This is a genomic window from Citrobacter sp. Cb031, from assembly GCF_030336725.1.
In the GTDB taxonomy this organism is placed as follows: domain Bacteria; phylum Pseudomonadota; class Gammaproteobacteria; order Enterobacterales; family Enterobacteriaceae; genus Citrobacter; species Citrobacter braakii.
This window is the reverse complement of the sequence record NZ_JAOWDA010000035.1, coordinates 304437-321641: the sequence shown is the minus strand read 5'-3', so window position 1 is coordinate 321641 and position 17205 is coordinate 304437. Positions and strand designations below refer to the sequence as shown.

General features: G+C 53.4%; 16 protein-coding genes and 4 tRNA genes. 9 read left to right on the top strand and 11 right to left on the bottom strand.

Annotation, left to right across the window (positions count from 1 at the left end; all coding sequences use genetic code 11):
• The 10 genes from OGV93_RS23270 to mltB all read right to left on the bottom strand — a co-directional run bounded on the left by OGV93_RS23270 (position 1) and on the right by mltB (position 7621).
• A tRNA-Arg gene (locus OGV93_RS23270) sits at positions 1 to 77 on the bottom strand.
• 192 nt (positions 78 to 269) lie between these two features.
• Positions 270 to 346: transfer RNA gene (locus OGV93_RS23265), tRNA-Arg, on the bottom strand.
• A gap of 91 nt (positions 347 to 437) precedes the next feature.
• Positions 438 to 514, bottom strand: a tRNA-Arg gene (locus OGV93_RS23260).
• 3 nt (positions 515 to 517) lie between these two features.
• Positions 518 to 610 (bottom strand) — tRNA-Ser (locus tag OGV93_RS23255).
• 336 nt (positions 611 to 946) lie between these two features.
• Positions 947 to 1132: a carbon storage regulator CsrA gene (csrA, locus tag OGV93_RS23250; RefSeq protein WP_000906486.1), complete on the bottom strand. Its 186-nt coding sequence runs from the start codon at positions 1130 to 1132 to the stop codon at positions 947 to 949.
• A 238-nt stretch (positions 1133 to 1370) separates the two neighbouring features.
• Complete coding sequence (alaS, locus tag OGV93_RS23245) at positions 1371 to 3998, bottom strand: alanine--tRNA ligase (RefSeq protein ID WP_016157306.1); 2628 nt, start codon at positions 3996 to 3998, stop codon at positions 1371 to 1373.
• 128 nt (positions 3999 to 4126) lie between these two features.
• A complete protein-coding gene (gene recX / locus OGV93_RS23240; protein WP_016154165.1) occupies positions 4127 to 4627 on the bottom strand; it encodes a recombination regulator RecX in 501 nt (166 codons plus the stop codon).
• Between the two features lie 69 nt (positions 4628 to 4696).
• Positions 4697 to 5761 carry a recombinase RecA gene (recA, locus tag OGV93_RS23235; RefSeq protein ID WP_016154166.1) on the bottom strand — a complete coding sequence of 355 codons (1065 nt, stop codon included), beginning with the start codon at positions 5759 to 5761 and terminating at the stop codon, positions 4697 to 4699.
• Between the two features lie 92 nt (positions 5762 to 5853).
• Positions 5854 to 6351, bottom strand: a complete 498-nt coding sequence (gene pncC, locus OGV93_RS23230) for a nicotinamide-nucleotide amidase (RefSeq protein ID WP_080859124.1) — start codon at positions 6349 to 6351, stop codon at positions 5854 to 5856.
• A gap of 190 nt (positions 6352 to 6541) precedes the next feature.
• Complete coding sequence (gene mltB, locus OGV93_RS23225; RefSeq protein WP_046274844.1) at positions 6542 to 7621, bottom strand: lytic murein transglycosylase B; 1080 nt, start codon at positions 7619 to 7621, stop codon at positions 6542 to 6544.
• A gap of 264 nt (positions 7622 to 7885) precedes the next feature.
• Here mltB and srlA point away from each other — a divergent pair, with 264 nt between their 5' ends.
• The 7 genes from srlA (at position 7886) to gutQ (ending at position 12849) form a co-directional block, all read left to right on the top strand.
• The gene (gene srlA, locus OGV93_RS23220; RefSeq protein WP_016154169.1) at positions 7886 to 8449 is read left to right on the top strand and encodes a PTS glucitol/sorbitol transporter subunit IIC; all 564 of its coding nucleotides are present in this window, start codon (positions 7886 to 7888) and stop codon (positions 8447 to 8449) included.
• A complete protein-coding gene (gene srlE / locus OGV93_RS23215; RefSeq protein ID WP_053389535.1) occupies positions 8446 to 9417 on the top strand; it encodes a PTS glucitol/sorbitol transporter subunit IIB in 972 nt (323 codons plus the stop codon). The genes srlA and srlE overlap by 4 nt, the downstream gene beginning before the upstream one ends.
• Before the next feature lie 13 nt (positions 9418 to 9430).
• Positions 9431 to 9793, top strand: a complete 363-nt coding sequence (gene srlB, locus OGV93_RS23210) for a PTS glucitol/sorbitol transporter subunit IIA (RefSeq protein WP_016157310.1) — start codon at positions 9431 to 9433, stop codon at positions 9791 to 9793.
• A 17-nt stretch (positions 9794 to 9810) separates the two neighbouring features.
• Complete coding sequence (gene srlD, locus OGV93_RS23205; protein ID WP_049040395.1) at positions 9811 to 10590, top strand: sorbitol-6-phosphate dehydrogenase; 780 nt, start codon at positions 9811 to 9813, stop codon at positions 10588 to 10590.
• A 97-nt stretch (positions 10591 to 10687) separates the two neighbouring features.
• Positions 10688 to 11047 (top strand): transcriptional regulator GutM, encoded by a 360-nt coding sequence (gene gutM / locus OGV93_RS23200; protein WP_016154172.1) that lies wholly within the window; start codon positions 10688 to 10690, stop codon positions 11045 to 11047.
• A 70-nt stretch (positions 11048 to 11117) separates the two neighbouring features.
• A complete protein-coding gene (gene srlR / locus OGV93_RS23195; protein WP_003037350.1) occupies positions 11118 to 11891 on the top strand; it encodes a glucitol operon DNA-binding transcriptional repressor SrlR in 774 nt (257 codons plus the stop codon).
• Positions 11884 to 12849: an arabinose-5-phosphate isomerase GutQ gene (gutQ, locus tag OGV93_RS23190; RefSeq protein WP_016157311.1), complete on the top strand. Its 966-nt coding sequence runs from the start codon at positions 11884 to 11886 to the stop codon at positions 12847 to 12849. The genes srlR and gutQ overlap by 8 nt, the downstream gene beginning before the upstream one ends.
• On the opposite strand, the gene norR is transcribed toward gutQ, so the two are convergent.
• A complete protein-coding gene (norR, locus tag OGV93_RS23185) occupies positions 12846 to 14363 on the bottom strand; it encodes a nitric oxide reductase transcriptional regulator NorR (RefSeq protein WP_131379925.1) in 1518 nt (505 codons plus the stop codon). The genes gutQ and norR overlap by 4 nt on opposite strands.
• A 191-nt stretch (positions 14364 to 14554) precedes the next feature.
• Between norR and norV the strand changes: the two genes are divergently transcribed.
• Positions 14555 to 16003: an anaerobic nitric oxide reductase flavorubredoxin gene (gene norV / locus OGV93_RS23180; RefSeq protein WP_016154175.1), complete on the top strand. Its 1449-nt coding sequence runs from the start codon at positions 14555 to 14557 to the stop codon at positions 16001 to 16003.
• Positions 16000 to 17133 (top strand): NADH:flavorubredoxin reductase NorW, encoded by a 1134-nt coding sequence (norW, locus tag OGV93_RS23175; protein WP_287110235.1) that lies wholly within the window; start codon positions 16000 to 16002, stop codon positions 17131 to 17133. The genes norV and norW overlap by 4 nt, the downstream gene beginning before the upstream one ends.
• Positions 17134 to 17205: the final 72 nt, after the last annotated feature.

The following is a 17205-nucleotide window of genomic DNA, read 5'->3' as shown; positions in this document are numbered from 1 at the left end:
TGGTGCATCCGGGAGGATTCGAACCTCCGACCGCTCGGTTCGTAGCCGAGTACTCTATCCAGCTGAGCTACGGATGCATCGGGAAACTTGCTTTACTGCCGATATTGATATCGTAATGAGCGATATCAAGTAAGAGATGGTGCATCCGGGAGGATTACTCGGCTGCGCCTCGCCCTGTGGGCCGTTGCTGAAGCAACGTTATCCTTCCTGGTGCTCGCGATTATCTCGCAGACCATGAAACAACAGTTTTGCTGTTATCTCGGAGAAGATGGTGCATCCGGGAGGATTCGAACCTCCGACCGCTCGGTTCGTAGCCGAGTACTCTATCCAGCTGAGCTACGGATGCATCAGGGAAACTTACTTACTGCAGATTTGATATCGCTGCTAAAGTGATATCGATTTTCTGTAACAACGCTAATGCGCTATTGCAGAGAAGATGGTGCATCCGGGAGGATTCGAACCTCCGACCGCTCGGTTCGTAGCCGAGTACTCTATCCAGCTGAGCTACGGATGCAAATGGCGGTGAGGCGGGGATTCGAACCCCGGATGCAGCTTTTGACCGCATACTCCCTTAGCAGGGGAGCGCCTTCAGCCTCTCGGCCACCTCACCAACACGCCTCTTGCGAGTGCTTCGAAGAACTTGTTTCTGCTCATCGTCGCTGCGTGGCGCACATATTACTTTCTGGGACTTATAAGTCAAACAATTTTTCCAGCGCTTTTATCGTTTGCACATTTCACGCGCAATTAGTCTGCAAAAACGGCAAAAAGAGTGTTTTATCAACAGATAAATTGGCAATTTCCTGAGGCAATGAACAAACGGAAAAATCGCAGGGAAAGGCAATACGCGGATGAGAATCGAAAAAATGAGGAAGACGAAGAAGAAAAGAGAAGAAAAGGGATAATTCAATCAGGTTGCGCCTCACCAGAAAGGTGAGACGCGAAAACCTTAGTAACTGGACTGCTGGGATTTTTCAGCCTGGATACGCTGGTAGATCTCTTCACGATGGACAGAAACTTCTTTCGGGGCGTTTACGCCAATGCGCACCTGGTTGCCCTTCACCCCTAAAACTGTCACGGTGACCTCATCGCCTATCATGAGGGTCTCACCAACTCGACGAGTCAGAATCAGCATTCTTTGCTCCTTGAAAGATTAAAAGAGTCGGGTCTCTCTGTATCCCGGCATTATCCATCATATAACGCCAAAAAGTAAGCGATGACAAACACCTAAGTGTAAGCAGTCACGGCATCACATTCTGTTAAACCTAAGTTTAGCCGATATACACAACTTCAACCTGACTTTATCGTTGTCGATAGCGTTGATACAAACGCTGCGGATTGAAGTCCGCAGCGTCGACTTACGCTTATAATTATTACAGTTTTGCGCTGACCCAGCCTTTCACACTGGCTAACGCTGCTGGCAGAGCCGCAGCATCCGTACCACCGGCTTGCGCCATGTCCGGACGACCACCACCCTTACCGCCTACCTGCTGAGCGACCATTCCAACCAGTTCCCCTGCTTTCACGCGATCTGTCACGTCCTTAGACACACCCGCAATCAGAGAAACCTTACCTTCCACTACCGTTGCCAGAACGATAACGGTAGACCCCAGTTGATTTTTCAGATCATCAACCATGGTACGCAACATTTTCGGCTCAACGTCCGCGAGTTCGCTGACCAGCAGCTTCACGCCATTGATATCAACCGCTTTGCTGGAGAGATTTGCACTCTCCTGCGCCGCAGCCTGTTCCTTCAATTGCTGCAATTCTTTTTCGAGTTGACGCGTACGCTCCAGCACGGAACGAACTTTGTCACCAATATTCTGGCTATCGCCTTTCAGCAACTGCGCAATATCGCTTAAGCGATCGCTCTCAGCATGCACGGTTTGGATAGCGCCTTCACCGGTCACAGCTTCGATACGACGAACGCCCGCCGCAGTGCCTGACTCAGACACAATACGGAACAGACCGATATCACCCGTACGGCTGGCATGAGTACCACCACACAGTTCGGTAGAGAAATCACCCATGCTCAGAACACGCACGTGGTCGTCATATTTCTCGCCAAACAGCGCCATTGCGCCTTTGGCTTTCGCCGCTTCGAGATCCATGATGTTCGTTTCAATCGGCAGATTGCGACGAATTTGCGCATTAACCAGATCTTCAACGGCACGGATTTCAGCAGGCTTCATAGCTTCAGTATGAGAGAAGTCGAAGCGCAGCACTTTATCGTTAACCAATGAGCCTTTCTGTGCCACATGCGTGCCCAGTACCTGGCGCAGCGCCGCGTGCATCAGGTGCGTTGCGGAGTGGTTCAAGCGAATGCGCGCACGACGAGCTTCATCAACATCAGCCTGTACTGCATCGCCAATTTTCAGAGAACCCGCAGACAGCTTACCGATGTGACCAATGGCCTGGCCATATTTCTGCGTGTCGCTCACGGCAAACGCGAAGCCTGCGCCTTTCAGTTCACCCTTGTCGCCAACCTGACCACCAGATTCCGCATAGAACGGAGTCTGATCCAGTACGACAACTGCATCCTGACCTGCGTTAATTGCGTCTACCGCTTTACCATCAACAAACAGCGCGGTCACTTTGCCGTTCAGTTCCAGATGTTCGTAGCCTTTAAATTCAGAGGCGCCATCAACACGAATCATCGCATTGTAGTCTGCGCCAAAGCCGCTGGCTTCACGCGCGCGACGGCGCTGTTCTTCCATTGCGGCTTCAAAGCCCGCTTCGTCAACCTTAATGTTGCGCTCGCGGCAAACGTCCGCCGTCAGGTCAACCGGGAAACCGTAGGTGTCATACAGACGGAATGCGGTTTCGCCATCCAGTGTATCGCCGGACAGTTTTGCCAGTTCTTCATCCAGCAGCGCCAGACCACGCTCCAGTGTACGCGCAAACTGCTCTTCTTCGGTTTTCAGAACCTGCTCAACCATAGCTTGCTGACGCTTCAGTTCTTCACCTGCGGAGCCCATGACGTCCACCAGCGGACCAACCAGCTTGTAGAAGAAGGTATCCTTCGCGCCCAGCATGTTGCCATGACGTACCGCGCGACGAATGATACGACGCAGCACATAACCACGGTTTTCATTCGACGGGACAACGCCATCGGCAATCAGGAATGCACAGGAGCGGATATGGTCAGCGATAACGCGCAGCGACTTGTTACTCAGATCGGTCGCGCCGGTGACTTTCGCCACGGACTCAATCAGTGAACGGAACAGGTCGATTTCATAGTTGGAATTAACGTGTTGCAGCACGGCCGCAATACGCTCAAGGCCCATACCGGTATCCACGGACGGCTTCGGCAGCGGTTCCATGGTACCGTCAGCCTGACGGTTGAACTGCATGAAGACGATGTTCCAGATCTCAATGTAGCGATCGCCATCTTCTTCTGCGCTTCCCGGAGGGCCACCCCAAATATGGTCGCCGTGGTCGTAGAAAATTTCGGTGCACGGACCGCAAGGGCCGGTATCACCCATCTGCCAGAAGTTGTCGGAAGCATAAGCCGCGCCTTTGTTATCACCGATACGGATGATACGTTCGCGCGGAATGCCGACTTCTTTTTCCCAGATTTCATAGGCTTCATCGTCAGTTTCATAGACGGTGACCCACAGACGCTCTTTTGGCAGGGCAAACCAGTTTTCACCGGTCAGCAGTTCCCATGCGTATTGAATAGCATCATGTTTGAAATAATCGCCGAAGCTGAAGTTGCCCAGCATTTCGAAGAAAGTATGGTGACGTGCAGTGTAACCGACGTTTTCCAGGTCGTTGTGCTTACCGCCCGCACGCACGCAACGCTGCGAGGTGGTTGCGCGGGAATAATTACGCTTGTCGAGGCCAAGGAACACATCCTTGAACTGGTTCATCCCGGCGTTGGTAAACAACAAAGTAGGGTCATTGTTCGGTACCAGGGAGCTGCTGGCAACTACCTGATGTCCTTTACTATGGAAAAAATCGAGAAACGCCTGACGGATCTCAGCGGTGCTCTTGCTCATAATTATCCTGAAGAAATCAAGCTAACGAAATGTCATTACCAGCATCGGCACGTAAACTGCGCCTCTGGCAATCGAAAAGTGGGAATAAGATAAGTTTTCTTTACTGGGAAGTAAAATCCCGTATGCGCTCAATCGTCAAAATTTCGCCATATTGCCTGAATATCTTCCATCAGATAGCCACGGTAGAGCAAAAAGCGCTGGACCTTTACCTTATCTGAAAAATCTACAGGTAAAGGTTCTCCGTATTTACGAATGGCCTGCGCGCGCGCAAGTGCTGCCCAGTCAATTTCGCACTCGCGCATGGCTCGTTCAACGGCTTCACGCGAAATCCCTTTTTGGTTTAATTCCTGACGCACACGCGCGGGTCCATAACCTTTACGGCTACGGCTGGAGATAAACTGCTGAACAAAGCGGTCATCATCCAGATAACGACTTTCAATACACCAGGCGATGACCTTGTCGTAATCCTCCGGCGTTGCATCAATGTCTTCCGGTCCATTTTTTCCCATCACCGGAGCGGCCAGCTTACGCCGCAGTTCCTGCTCGCTGTGATCGCGCATCGCCAGTATACGTACAGCGCGGTCAAGAAGTCGGGAATAAGCGGAGCGGCGGGAAGTTGCTTCTGTCATAGTGAGCCTTCAGAAATGGAAAAGGGCTGCATGGTATGCAGCCCTTCTATGTGCGATAACGTCAGATTATCAGAAATCTTCGTTCGTTTCTTTTACATCTTCACCGCTGTCATCAACAGAGAAGTCTGGTTTTGAATCCGGGTTATTGAGCAGTAACTCGCGTACTTTCTTCTCAATTTCCTTCGCAGTTGCCGGGTTTTCCTTCAGCCAGTTAGTGGCATTCGCTTTACCCTGACCAATTTTCTCACCGTTGTAGCTGTACCATGCACCGGCTTTTTCAATCAGCTTCTCTTTCACGCCCAAATCGACCAGTTCGCCGTAGAAGTTGATACCTTCACCGTAAAGAATCTGGAATTCAGCCTGTTTGAACGGCGCGGCAATTTTGTTTTTCACGACCTTAACACGGGTTTCGCTACCAACCACGTTGTCGCCTTCTTTCACCGCGCCAATACGACGGATATCCAGGCGAACAGAAGCATAGAATTTCAGGGCGTTACCACCGGTGGTGGTTTCCGGGTTACCGAACATAACACCAATCTTCATACGGATCTGGTTGATGAAAATCAGTAGCGTGTTGGACTGCTTCAGGTTACCGGCCAGCTTACGCATGGCCTGGCTCATCATACGTGCCGCAAGGCCCATGTGAGAGTCACCAATCTCGCCTTCGATTTCTGCCTTCGGCGTCAATGCGGCAACGGAGTCGACAACGATAACGTCAACCGCACCGGAGCGCGCCAGCGCATCACAGATTTCCAGCGCTTGTTCACCGGTATCCGGCTGAGAGCACAGCAGGTTGTCGATATCAACGCCAAGCTTGCGCGCATAGACGGGATCCAGTGCGTGTTCCGCATCGATGAACGCACAGGTTTTACCTTCGCGCTGTGCGGCAGCAATAACCTGCAGGGTCAGCGTCGTTTTACCGGAAGATTCAGGCCCGTAGATTTCAACGATACGGCCCATTGGCAAACCGCCCGCGCCCAATGCGATATCCAGAGAAAGCGAACCAGTGGAGATGGTTTCCACATCCATGGAACGGTCTTCACCCAGGCGCATGATGGAGCCTTTACCGAATTGCTTTTCGATCTGACCCAGCGCTGCCGCCAACGCTTTCTGTTTGTTTTCGTCGATAGCCATTAATTACTCCTGTCATGCCGCTTTCGGGTTAAACCGCGAAACGTGATAGATAATGTTCTGTTGGGGCAATTATACTGTATGCTCATACAGTATCAAGTATTTTGTAGAAATTGTTGCCACAGGGTTTGTAACGCGTAGGCGGTCGCCTGTCGACGTACCGCATCGCGATCGCCGCTGAAGCATTCCCGGCGGGTAATCCCCTCGCCGCTCGCGCTGGCAAAAGCGAACCATACCGTCCCCACGGGCTTTTCTTCACTGCCGCCATCTGGCCCCGCAATACCGCTAATCGAAACAGCGAAATGCGCGTGGGCCGCTTTTAGCGCGCCAATCGCCATCTCCACCACCACAGGTTCGCTCACCGCCCCATGCTGGACCAGCGTCTCTTCGCGCACGCCAATCATCTGCGCTTTGGCTTCATTGCTGTAGGTCACAAACCCGCGCTCAAACCAGGCGGAGCTGCCGGCAATATCCGTAATTGCTTTGGCTACCCAGCCGCCGGTGCAGGATTCCGCCGTCGTCACGGTTGCCCCGCGCGCTTTCAACGCCAGGCCAACCTGCTCGCTTAACTGCATCAGTTCACTGTCGGTCATTTCAGCCTCTGTCAGTTAAAAAATATGCCGGACAAGATAGCACTTTCATAACCAAGATGGGGATGAGGAGACAATTTTACGAGGGGCATTCAGAAAATAGATAAACCGCATTCAAAAGAGTACCGAATAACGCACCAGGATAGCGTATTCGGTCTACAAGGAATTGCCCCTGTAGACCGATAACAAATGATTACTGCACGCGCGCCAGCGCGACCGCCTGACCCAATTGCCACACGGCCATGGCATAGTGGGTACTGTGGTTATAGCGGGTGATTGTGTAGAAGTTCGGCAGTCCATACCAATACTGATAACCGGTACCGATATCCAGTCGCAGCAGGCTGGCCTGCTGATGATTCCCCAATGACTGCTGCGGCGTCAGGCCCGCGGCGGCAAGTTGAGAAATGCTGTACTGGGTTTTAAAGCCGTTCGCCAGCCCAGGCGCCTGGCCATTCGCCGGAACCGCAACCATATCGCCTTTCACCCAACCGTGGCCTTTGAAATAGTTCGCCACGCTACCGATAGCATCAACCGGATCCCACAGGTTAATGTGACCATCGCCATTGAAATCAACGGCATATTGTTTATAGGAAGATGGCATAAATTGGCCGTAGCCCATCGCCCCTGCGAAAGAACCTTTCAAATCGAGCGGATCGTCGCTTTCATCTCGCGCCATTAGCAGGAAGGTTTCCAGTTCACCAGAAAAATATTCCGCACGACGAGGATAGTTAAACGACAACGTCGCCAGCGCATCCAGAATCCGCGTTTTACCCATCACGCGGCCCCAGCGAGTCTCTACGCCAATAATGCCAACGATAATTTCCGGCGGTACGCCGTAGACCTGCCATGCACGGTTCAGCGCATCTTCATATTGGTTCCAGAAAGCCACACCGTTTTGTACGTTATCCGGAGTGATGAACTGTTTACGATACCGCAGCCATGCACCGTTAGGTCCGGCTGGCGGTTGAGTCGTCGGCGCCTGGCGGTCCATCAAACGCAATACCGAGTCCAGACGCTTGGCCTGCGACAGGATCTCCTGCAACTGCTGGCGGTCAAAGCCGTGCTTATTCACCATTTTCTCGATGAACTGCTGCGCGTTCGGATTATTGGCAAAATCGCCGCCCGTTTGCATGACATTGTGCTGTGGCTCAAGCAGGAAGCCGCCGGATGGCGTACCCGTAGTCGTTTGAGTCTCTGAAGGTTTAGGTTTGCTGCTACAAGCAGCAAGCAATACGAAAAGGGGAAGTAACGCTACATAACGACGCTTGAACATGAGACATCCATTAAACAAATTCAGCCTGGGAGAAGTATGGTAAAGCATCCTCCGCCACACAAGGAAGCAGTAGTCGCTCTCCTTCACAGAATTTCCCCCCTCTTGCACTCCTGACCGGCACATTTGCGCGTTCTCACGCACAATCTTTCAAATTAAAATATTTATCTTTCATTTTGCGATCAAAATAACACTTTTAAATCTTTCGATCTGATTAAAATTAGTTACCGTTTGGCAAGATAACTAAAACCCCTACAGGAGAGAATAATGATCGACACCATCACACTCGGTGCTGAGTGGTTTATCGGATTGTTCCAGAAAGGCGGAGAGGTGTTTACCGGCATGGTGACCGGTATTCTGCCTCTGCTGATCAGTCTGCTGGTCATCATGAATGCGCTGATTAACTTTATCGGTCAGCAACGTATTGAACGTTTTGCCCAGCGCTGCGCCGGAAACCCGCTGTCCCGCTATCTACTGCTGCCGTGCATCGGCACATTTGTGTTTTGTAATCCTATGACGCTGAGCCTGGGCCGCTTTATGCCGGAAAAGTTCAAGCCCAGCTACTACGCAGCCGCCTCTTACAGTTGCCATTCAATGAACGGCTTATTTCCCCACATCAACCCCGGTGAGCTGTTCGTCTATCTGGGGATCGCCAGCGGACTGACCACGCTGGGTCTTCCGCTCGGCCCGCTGGCGGTGAGCTATTTGCTGGTCGGCCTGGTGACCAACTTCTTCCGCGGCTGGGTGACCGATTTCACCACCACCATCTTTGAGAAAAAAATGGGCATTCAACTTGAGCAGAAAGTACATCTGGCGGGAGCAGCATCATGACGCGTATTCGTATTGAAAAAGGCACCGGCGGCTGGGGCGGCCCGCTTGAACTGGATGCCGAGCCAGGCAAGAAAATTGTCTATATCACCGCCGGGACTCGCCCCGCAATTGTCGACAGGATAGCCAGCCTGACAGGTTGGCAGGCCGTTGATGGCTTCAAAGAAGGCGAGCCGCCAGAGAACGAAATTGGCGTGGCGATCATCGACTGCGGCGGCACGCTGCGCTGCGGGATCTATCCAAAACGCCGTATACCAACAGTGAATATTCACGCGACGGGTAAATCAGGTCCGCTGGCCCAATATATTATCGAAGATATCTATGTCTCTGGCGTGAAAGAAGAAAACATTACCGTTATCGGTGAAGCATCCGCTGCGCCAACGCCTGCAAACAGCACAATGGGTCGCGAGTACGACACCAGCAAGAAAATTACCGAACAAAGCGACGGTCTGTTGGCAAAAGTCGGCATGGGAATGGGTTCAGCCGTTGCGGTTCTGTTTCAGGCCGGGCGAGACACTATCGATACCGTCCTGAAAACCATTCTGCCGTTTATGGCGTTCGTCTCGGCGCTGATCGGCATCATTATGGCGTCTGGTCTGGGGGACTGGATTGCCCATGGACTCGCACCGCTGGCCAGCCATCCGTTGGGGCTGGTAACCCTGGCGCTGATCTGCTCTTTCCCGCTGTTGTCCCCTTTCCTCGGCCCTGGTGCGGTCATCGCCCAGGTTATCGGCGTCCTGATCGGCGTACAGATTGGTTTGGGGAACATTCCTCCGCATCTGGCGCTACCTGCCCTGTTCGCCATTAACGCCCAGGCGGCATGCGACTTTATTCCAGTCGGATTGTCGCTAGCCGAAGCGCGCCAGGATACGGTCCGCGTCGGTGTGCCATCCGTACTGGTGAGTCGTTTTCTGACAGGCGCACCGACCGTTCTCATCGCCTGGTTTGTTTCCGGCTTTATTTACCAATAAGAGGCACTCAAAAATGACCGTGATTTATGAAACCACCATCACCCGCATCGGCCAGAGCGCCCCGGATGCACTCTGCGACCAGATGCTAATTACCTTTCGTGAAGGCGCGCCTGCGGATATCGAAGAATTTTGCTTCATCCATTGCCATGGGGAGCTGAACGGCTCTTTGCAGGCAGGGATCCAATTTGAGCTAGGCCAGCATCACTACCCGGTCACAGCCGTTGGCAGCGTGGCGGAACAAAACTTACGTGAACTGGGGCATATCACTCTGCGTTTTGACGGACTGAGTGAAGCGGAATTTCCCGGCACCGTACACGTTGCGGGCCCCGTACCGGACGGTATCGCACCGGGCTGTATTTTGAAGTTTATTGCTTAAGATTGAAGGAGATAAAGATGAATCAGGTTGCCGTTGTCATTGGTGGAGGCCAGACCCTGGGGGCATTCCTTTGCCGTGGGCTTGCGACAGAAGGGTACCGCGTCGCGGTGGTGGATATCCAAAGCGATAAAGCCGCCAACGTCGCGCAGGAAATTAACGCCGAGTTTGGCGAAGGCACCGCCTACGGTTTTGGCGCTGATGCCACCAGCGAACAGAGTGTGCTGGCGCTGTCGCGCGGAGTGGATGAAATATTTGGCCACGTCGATCTGCTGGTTTACAGCGCGGGTATCGCAAAAGCCGCGTTTATCAGCGACTTTCAGCTTGGGGATTTCGACCGCTCGCTGCAGGTGAATCTGGTCGGCTACTTCCTCTGTGCACGTGAATTTTCACGCCTGATGATCCGCGATGGCGTCCAGGGACGCATTATCCAGATCAACTCCAAATCAGGGAAAGTGGGCAGTAAACACAACTCAGGCTATAGCGCGGCAAAATTTGGCGGCGTAGGTTTAACCCAGTCGCTGGCGCTGGATCTGGCAGAGTACGGGATCACCGTGCATTCACTGATGCTCGGCAATCTGCTGAAATCACCGATGTTTCAGTCATTATTACCGCAATATGCGACCAAGCTTGGCCTTAAGCCAGACGAAGTCGAGCAGTACTACATTGATAAGGTTCCACTTAAGCGCGGCTGCGATTATCAGGACGTGCTGAACATGCTGCTGTTTTACGCCAGCCCGAAAGCCTCTTACTGCACCGGTCAGTCCATTAACGTGACCGGTGGTCAGGTGATGTTCTAAGAAACATGATTGCCCGGTGGCGCTGCGCTTACCGGGCCTACACACACCTGGTCGGATAAGGCACAGCCGCCATCCGGCAAAATCAAAGGAGCACATTATGGTTTCCGCACTGATTACCGTCGCCGCTATCGCCTGGTGCCTGCAACTGGCGCTCGGTGGCTGGCAAATATCCCGCTTTAACCGGGCGTTTGATCAACTCTGCCAGCGGGGTCGGGTTGGCGTAGGTCGTTCCGGTGGACGGTTTAAACCCCGCGTGGTGGTCGCCATCGCGCTGGATGAGCAGCAGCGGGTTACCGATTCGTTATTTATGAAAGGTCTTACTGTATTTGCCAGGCCCGGTAAAATTGCCACGATAATGGGCAAACATCTTGATGATTTACAGCCTGATGTGATCTTTCCCCATGATCCGTTAGCGCAGAATGCACTATCATTGGCGCTTAAACTGAAACATGGGTAATTTCGTTGTGAATGCTAATAGCTTGCGAAATTATCATTTTGCAACCTAATAAGTCAGGGTAATCACGCCTATGAAACCTCGTCAGCGACAGGCGGCCATACTGGAGCACCTGCAAAAGCAGGGAAAATGCTCGGTTGAAGAACTGGCCCACTACTTTGACACAACCGGCACGACCATTCGCAAAGACCTGGTCATTCTGGAGAATGCCGGAACCGTCATTCGTACCTATGGCGGCGTGGTATTAAATAAAGACGAATCCGACCCGCCAATCGATCACAAAACGCTAATCAATACGCATAAAAAAGAGCAGATTGCTGAAGCCGCCGTCCGTTTTATTCACGATGGCGACTCGATTATTCTGGATGCGGGCAGCACCGTATTGCAGATGGTGCCGATGCTCACCCGCTTTAGCAACATCACCGTCATGACCAACAGTCTGCACATTGTTAACGCCCTTTCAGAGCTGGACAACGAGCAAACTATCCTGATGCCCGGCGGGACCTTTCGCAAAAAATCTGCGTCATTTCACGGTCAGCTGGCAGAAAACGCCTTTGAGCAGTTCAGCTTTGATAAACTCTTCATGGGCACCGACGGCATTGACCTCAATGCCGGCGTGACCACCTTTAATGAGGTGTTTAGCGTCAGTAAAGCGATGTGCAATGCCGCTCGCGAAGTGATTCTGATGGCTGACTCGTCAAAATTTGGGCGTAAAAGCCCCAATGTTGTGTGCAGTCTGGAAAGCGTCGACAAGCTGATTACCGATGCGGGTATCGACCCTGCGTTTCGTCAGGCGCTGGAAGCAAAAGGGATTGAAGTGATCATAACCGGAGAAACCAATGAGTGATGCACTACTGAACGCGGGCCGTCAGACGCTAATGCTGGAGCTACAGGAAGCCAGCCGACTGCCTGAACGACTGGGCGATGATTTTGTCCGCGCCGCCAATACTATCATCCACTGCGAAGGCAAAGTGATTGTCTCCGGGATTGGCAAATCAGGCCATATTGGCAAAAAAATAGCGGCGACCCTCGCCAGTACCGGCACGCCCGCTTTTTTTGTGCATCCGGCTGAAGCGCTGCACGGCGACTTAGGGATGATTGAAAGCCGTGATGTCATGCTGTTTATTTCCTACTCCGGCGGCGCAAAAGAACTGGATCTCATCATTCCGCGCCTGGAAGACAAATCCGTCGCTCTGCTGGCAATGACCGGAAAACCGACCTCACCGCTGGGTCTGGCAGCCAAAGCCGTGCTGGATATTTCCGTTGAGCGCGAAGCCTGTCCGATGCGCCTGGCACCGACTTCCAGCACCGTGAACACTCTGATGATGGGCGACGCGTTGGCAATCGCCGTGATGCAGGCTCGCGGCTTTAACGAAGAAGATTTTGCCCGCTCGCATCCGGCGGGTGCGCTGGGCGCTCGTCTGTTAAATAAAGTGCATCATCTGATGCGCCGTGACGATGCCATTCCGCAGGTGACGCTCACCACCAGCGTCATGGACGCGATGCTGGAACTAAGCCGTACGGGTCTTGGCCTGGTGGCAGTCTGCGACGACGAGTCGCTGGTGAAAGGCGTCTTTACCGACGGCGACCTGCGCCGCTGGCTGGTTGGCGGCGGAGCGCTCACCACTCAGGTTAGCGAAGCAATGACCCATAATGGCATTACGCTGCAGGCCCAGAGCCGCGCCATTGACGCCAAAGAGATCCTGATGAAGCGCAAAATCACTGCCGCACCGGTGGTAGATGAAAACGGTAAACTCACCGGTGCTATCAACCTGCAGGATTTCTATCAGGCAGGTATTATCTAATCCTTCAGCCCCAGACGTTTCGCCAGCCGGTGCAGGTTGGCGACGTCTGTTTCCAGCGCCCGCGCACTTGCCGCCCAACTGTGATTATTTTGCGCCAACGCCCGGCGGATCATCTCCCGCTGGAATGACTCCGTTGCCTCACGCAGGTTGCGATGCAGCGGGCTCTCCGCAACAACCTCCGCCTGCGGAGCCGGGGTTTCATCCTGCAGAGCAAAATGCTGCGCCTCAAGCACCACTTCATCCCCTGCCCTGGTGGCCCTTGCCAGAACAACCGCCCGGTGAATGGCATGCTCCAGCTCACGCACGTTCCCGGGCCAGCCGTAATTCAACAGATGGCTACGCGCGCCGGGACTTAACACCACGCGGGAAAGTCCCAGCCGCAGCCGACATTGTTCGCAAAAATAACCGGCCAGCAGTACCACATCTTCGCCGCGTTCACGAAGGGGCGGTACGAAAAGAGGAAAGACGCTCAGACGGTGGAACAAATCCGCACGGAAATTCCCGGCCAGCACCTCTTCCCGTAAATCACGGTTCGTTGCCGCCAGCACCCGAACATCCACGCGCAGGCTGCGATCGTCACCCACACGCTGAATATCGCCGTACTGCAACACACGTAGCAACTTAGCCTGTAACGCCAGCGAGAGCTCGCCAATCTCATCGAGAAACAGCGTCCCATTGTCAGCCATTTCAAACTTACCGCTACGATTGCTGATAGCCCCGGTAAAGGCGCCTTTTACGTGACCAAACAGCTCACTTTCCGCTACGGTTTCCGGCAACGCCGCGCAGTTCAGATACACCAGCGGATTCACCGCGCGCGGCGAACCTTCATGGATAGCCTTAGCTACCAGCTCCTTCCCGGTCCCCGTTTCGCCGCTAATCAGTACGTTGAGATCGGATCCCGCCACAATCTCAATCTCTTTTTTCAACTGCAGCATATTGGGCGACAGGCCAATCATTTGGGTTTCAGTCACCTGCTCGAAGGCCGTCGACGGGCCCGGCAACATATTCTGGCTTTCCAGTTGTTCAATCAGCAGCGCATTGCTCAGCGCGCCCGCCGCCAGCGCGGCAATCAGCCTAAGTTCTTCATCGCTGAAAACATCGAATTGATCGGGCTCCATGCCATCCAGCGTTAACGCGCCAATCAGATTTTGACCGGCGAACAGCGGTAAGCCAATGCAGGCGTGTACCTTCAGGCTCTCCTGGCCCGGAATCAGCCCATCGTAAGGGTCTGGCAAATCGCTGTCGGCAGGGAAACGAACCACGTCCCCGGCGCGGGCAATCGCCTCCAGACGAGGATGCCCTTCCAGGGTAAAGCGCCTGCCGAGAACGTCCTGCGCCAGCCCATCGATCGCCAGCGGAATAAACTGTCGCGACTCATAGCGCAGCAATGCCGACGCGTCGCACTCCAGCACCTGACGCAAGGTGGTTATCAGGCGTTGAAAACGGTCCTGATGTCCAATACCGCTTTGTAATTCAATGGCGATACCCGCCAGCACGTCTACGGAAAAACTCATGACGACCTCATTGTCATTTTGACAATTCATATTGTCATATTGACAATAAAATGAATAGTCATTTTGACTACCACCTTATAGGCATTAAAAAACAAACCCTTTAAAATCAACAAAATAAAAAGTTGGCACGCAACCTGCAATAAGCAAAACATCTTTTTTAGAAAAACGCTGAATTAATTACTGAGGTTGCTATGTCTATTCTGGTTAAAAATAACATTCATTGGGTTGGCCAACGTGACTGGGAAGTTCGTGATTTCCACGGGACTGAATATAAAACGCTGCGCGGTAGCAGCTACAACAGCTATCTCATCCGTGAAGAAAAAAATGTCCTGATCGATACAGTAGACCACAAGTTTAGCCGTGAATTCGTGCAGAACCTGCGCAGTGAAATTGACCTGGCAGATATCGACTACATCATCATTAACCACGCGGAAGAGGACCATGCCGGTGCGCTGACTGAGCTGATGTCCTGCATCCCTGACACGCCAATTTACTGCACAGCCAACGCTATTGACTCTATCAACGGGCACCACCACCACCCGGAGTGGAACTTCAACGTGGTGAAAACCGGCGACTCGCTGGACATTGGCAACGGTAAGCAACTGATCTTCGTTGAAACGCCGATGCTGCACTGGCCTGACAGCATGATGACCTACATGACCGGCGATGCGGTGCTGTTCAGTAACGATGCCTTCGGCCAGCACTACTGTGATGAACGTCTGTTTAACGACGAAGTTGACCAGACCGAACTGTTCGAACAGTGCCAGCGTTACTACGCCAACATCCTGACGCCGTTCAGCCGTCTGGTGACACCGAAAATCACTGAGATTCTCGGCTTCAACCTGCCGGTGGATATGATTGCCACTTCCCACGGCGTGGTATGGCGCGACAACCCGACACAAATCGTTGAAATGTATCTGAAATGGGCGGCTGACTATCAGGAAGACCGTATCACCATTTTCTACGATACCATGTCCAACAACACCCGCATGATGGCGGACGCCATTGCCCAGGGCATCAACGAAGTTGACCCGAACGTGGCGGTGAAAATCTTTAACGTCGCCCGTAGCGACAAAAACGAAGTCCTGACTAACGTCTTCCGCTCTAAAGGCGTGCTGGTTGGTACTTCAACGATGAACAACGTAATGATGCCAAAAATCGCCGGTCTGGTAGAAGAGATGACCGGCCTGCGTTTTCGTAACAAACGCGCCAGCGCCTTTGGTTCACACGGCTGGAGCGGCGGTGCGGTAGACCGTTTGTCCACACGCTTGCAGGATGCCGGTTTCGAGATGTCGCTGAGTCTGAAAGCGAAATGGCGTCCGGATCTGGACGCGCTGGAACTGTGTCGTCAGCATGGCCGTGAAATCGCACGTCAGTGGGCGCTTGCTCCGCTGCCGGAAACAATCGTCAAAACAGCAACCAAAGAGGAAGAGTGCGCCTGTGCCGCTGCGGCTGCCGCTGATCTTGGTCCAAGCATGCAGTGCAGCGTATGCCAGTGGATTTACGACCCGGCAAAAGGTGAACCGCTGCAGGATGTCGCGCCGGGAACACCGTGGAGCGACGTGCCGGATAACTTCCTGTGCCCGGAATGTTCATTAGGTAAAGACGTCTTTGACGTACTGGCAACGGAGGCAAAATGAGCCGCGGAATTGTCATTATTGGTTCAGGCTTCGCCGCCCGCCAGTTAGTCAAAAATATCCGTAAGCAGGATGCAGATGTCCCGCTGACCCTGATTGCTGCAGACAGTATGGATGAGTACAACAAGCCCGATCTCAGCCATGTTATCAGTCAGTCGCAACGTGCAGACGACCTCACCCGCCAGTCGGCGGGGGAGTTTGCCGAACAGTTTAATTTGCGCCTGTTCCCGCACACCTGGGTAACCGACATCGATGCCGATGCTCACGTAGTGAAAAGCCAGGAGCAACAGTGGCCATACGACAAACTGGTGCTGGCTACAGGAGCATCTGCCTTCGTACCGCCGATTACCGGACGTGAGTTAATGCTCACATTGAACAGCCAACAAGAGTATCGCGCCTGTGAAACACAACTGCGTGACGCCCAACGGGTGCTGATTGTCGGCGGCGGCTTGATTGGCAGCGAACTGGCGATGGATTTTTGTCGTGCTGGTAAAGCGGTGACGCTTATCGACAACGCCGCCAGCATTCTGGCTTCGCTGATGCCGCCAGAAGTAAGCAGTCGCTTACAGCATCGTCTGACCGATATGGGCGTACACCTGCTGCTGAAATCGCAGCTTCAGGGGCTGGAGAAAACAGAGTCGGGGATTCGCGCCACGCTCGATCGTAGCCGCAGCGTAGAAGTCGATGCGGTGATCGCCGCAACGGGCCTGCGCTCTGAAACCGCGCTGGCGCGTCGCGCCGGATTGAACATCAATCGCGGCGTCTGCGTCGACAGCTACCTGCAAACCAGCCACCCGGACATTTATGCTCTCGGCGACTGTGCAGAAATTAACGGTCAGGTACTCCCGTTCCTGCAACCGATTCAGCTGAGCGCCATGTATCTGGCGAAAAACCTGCTCGGCGGCAATGCGCCATTGAAGTTGCCTGCCATGCTGGTAAAAGTCAAAACGCCGGAATTACCCTTGCATCTGGCTGGGGAAACCCAACGCCGCGATCTGAACTGGCATATTGCCGCCGAAGCGCAGGGGATGGTGGCCAGAGGGATGAACGACGCAGGCCAGCTATGTGCCTTTGTCGTCAGCGAAGACCGCATGAAAGAGGCCTTTGCGCTGCTGAAAACGCTGCCCGTGTAAGTACAGGATACCGTTGCTTGATTTATTAACCTCACGCACATGGATGTGCGTTGCCACTTGTCGGTATGCCCC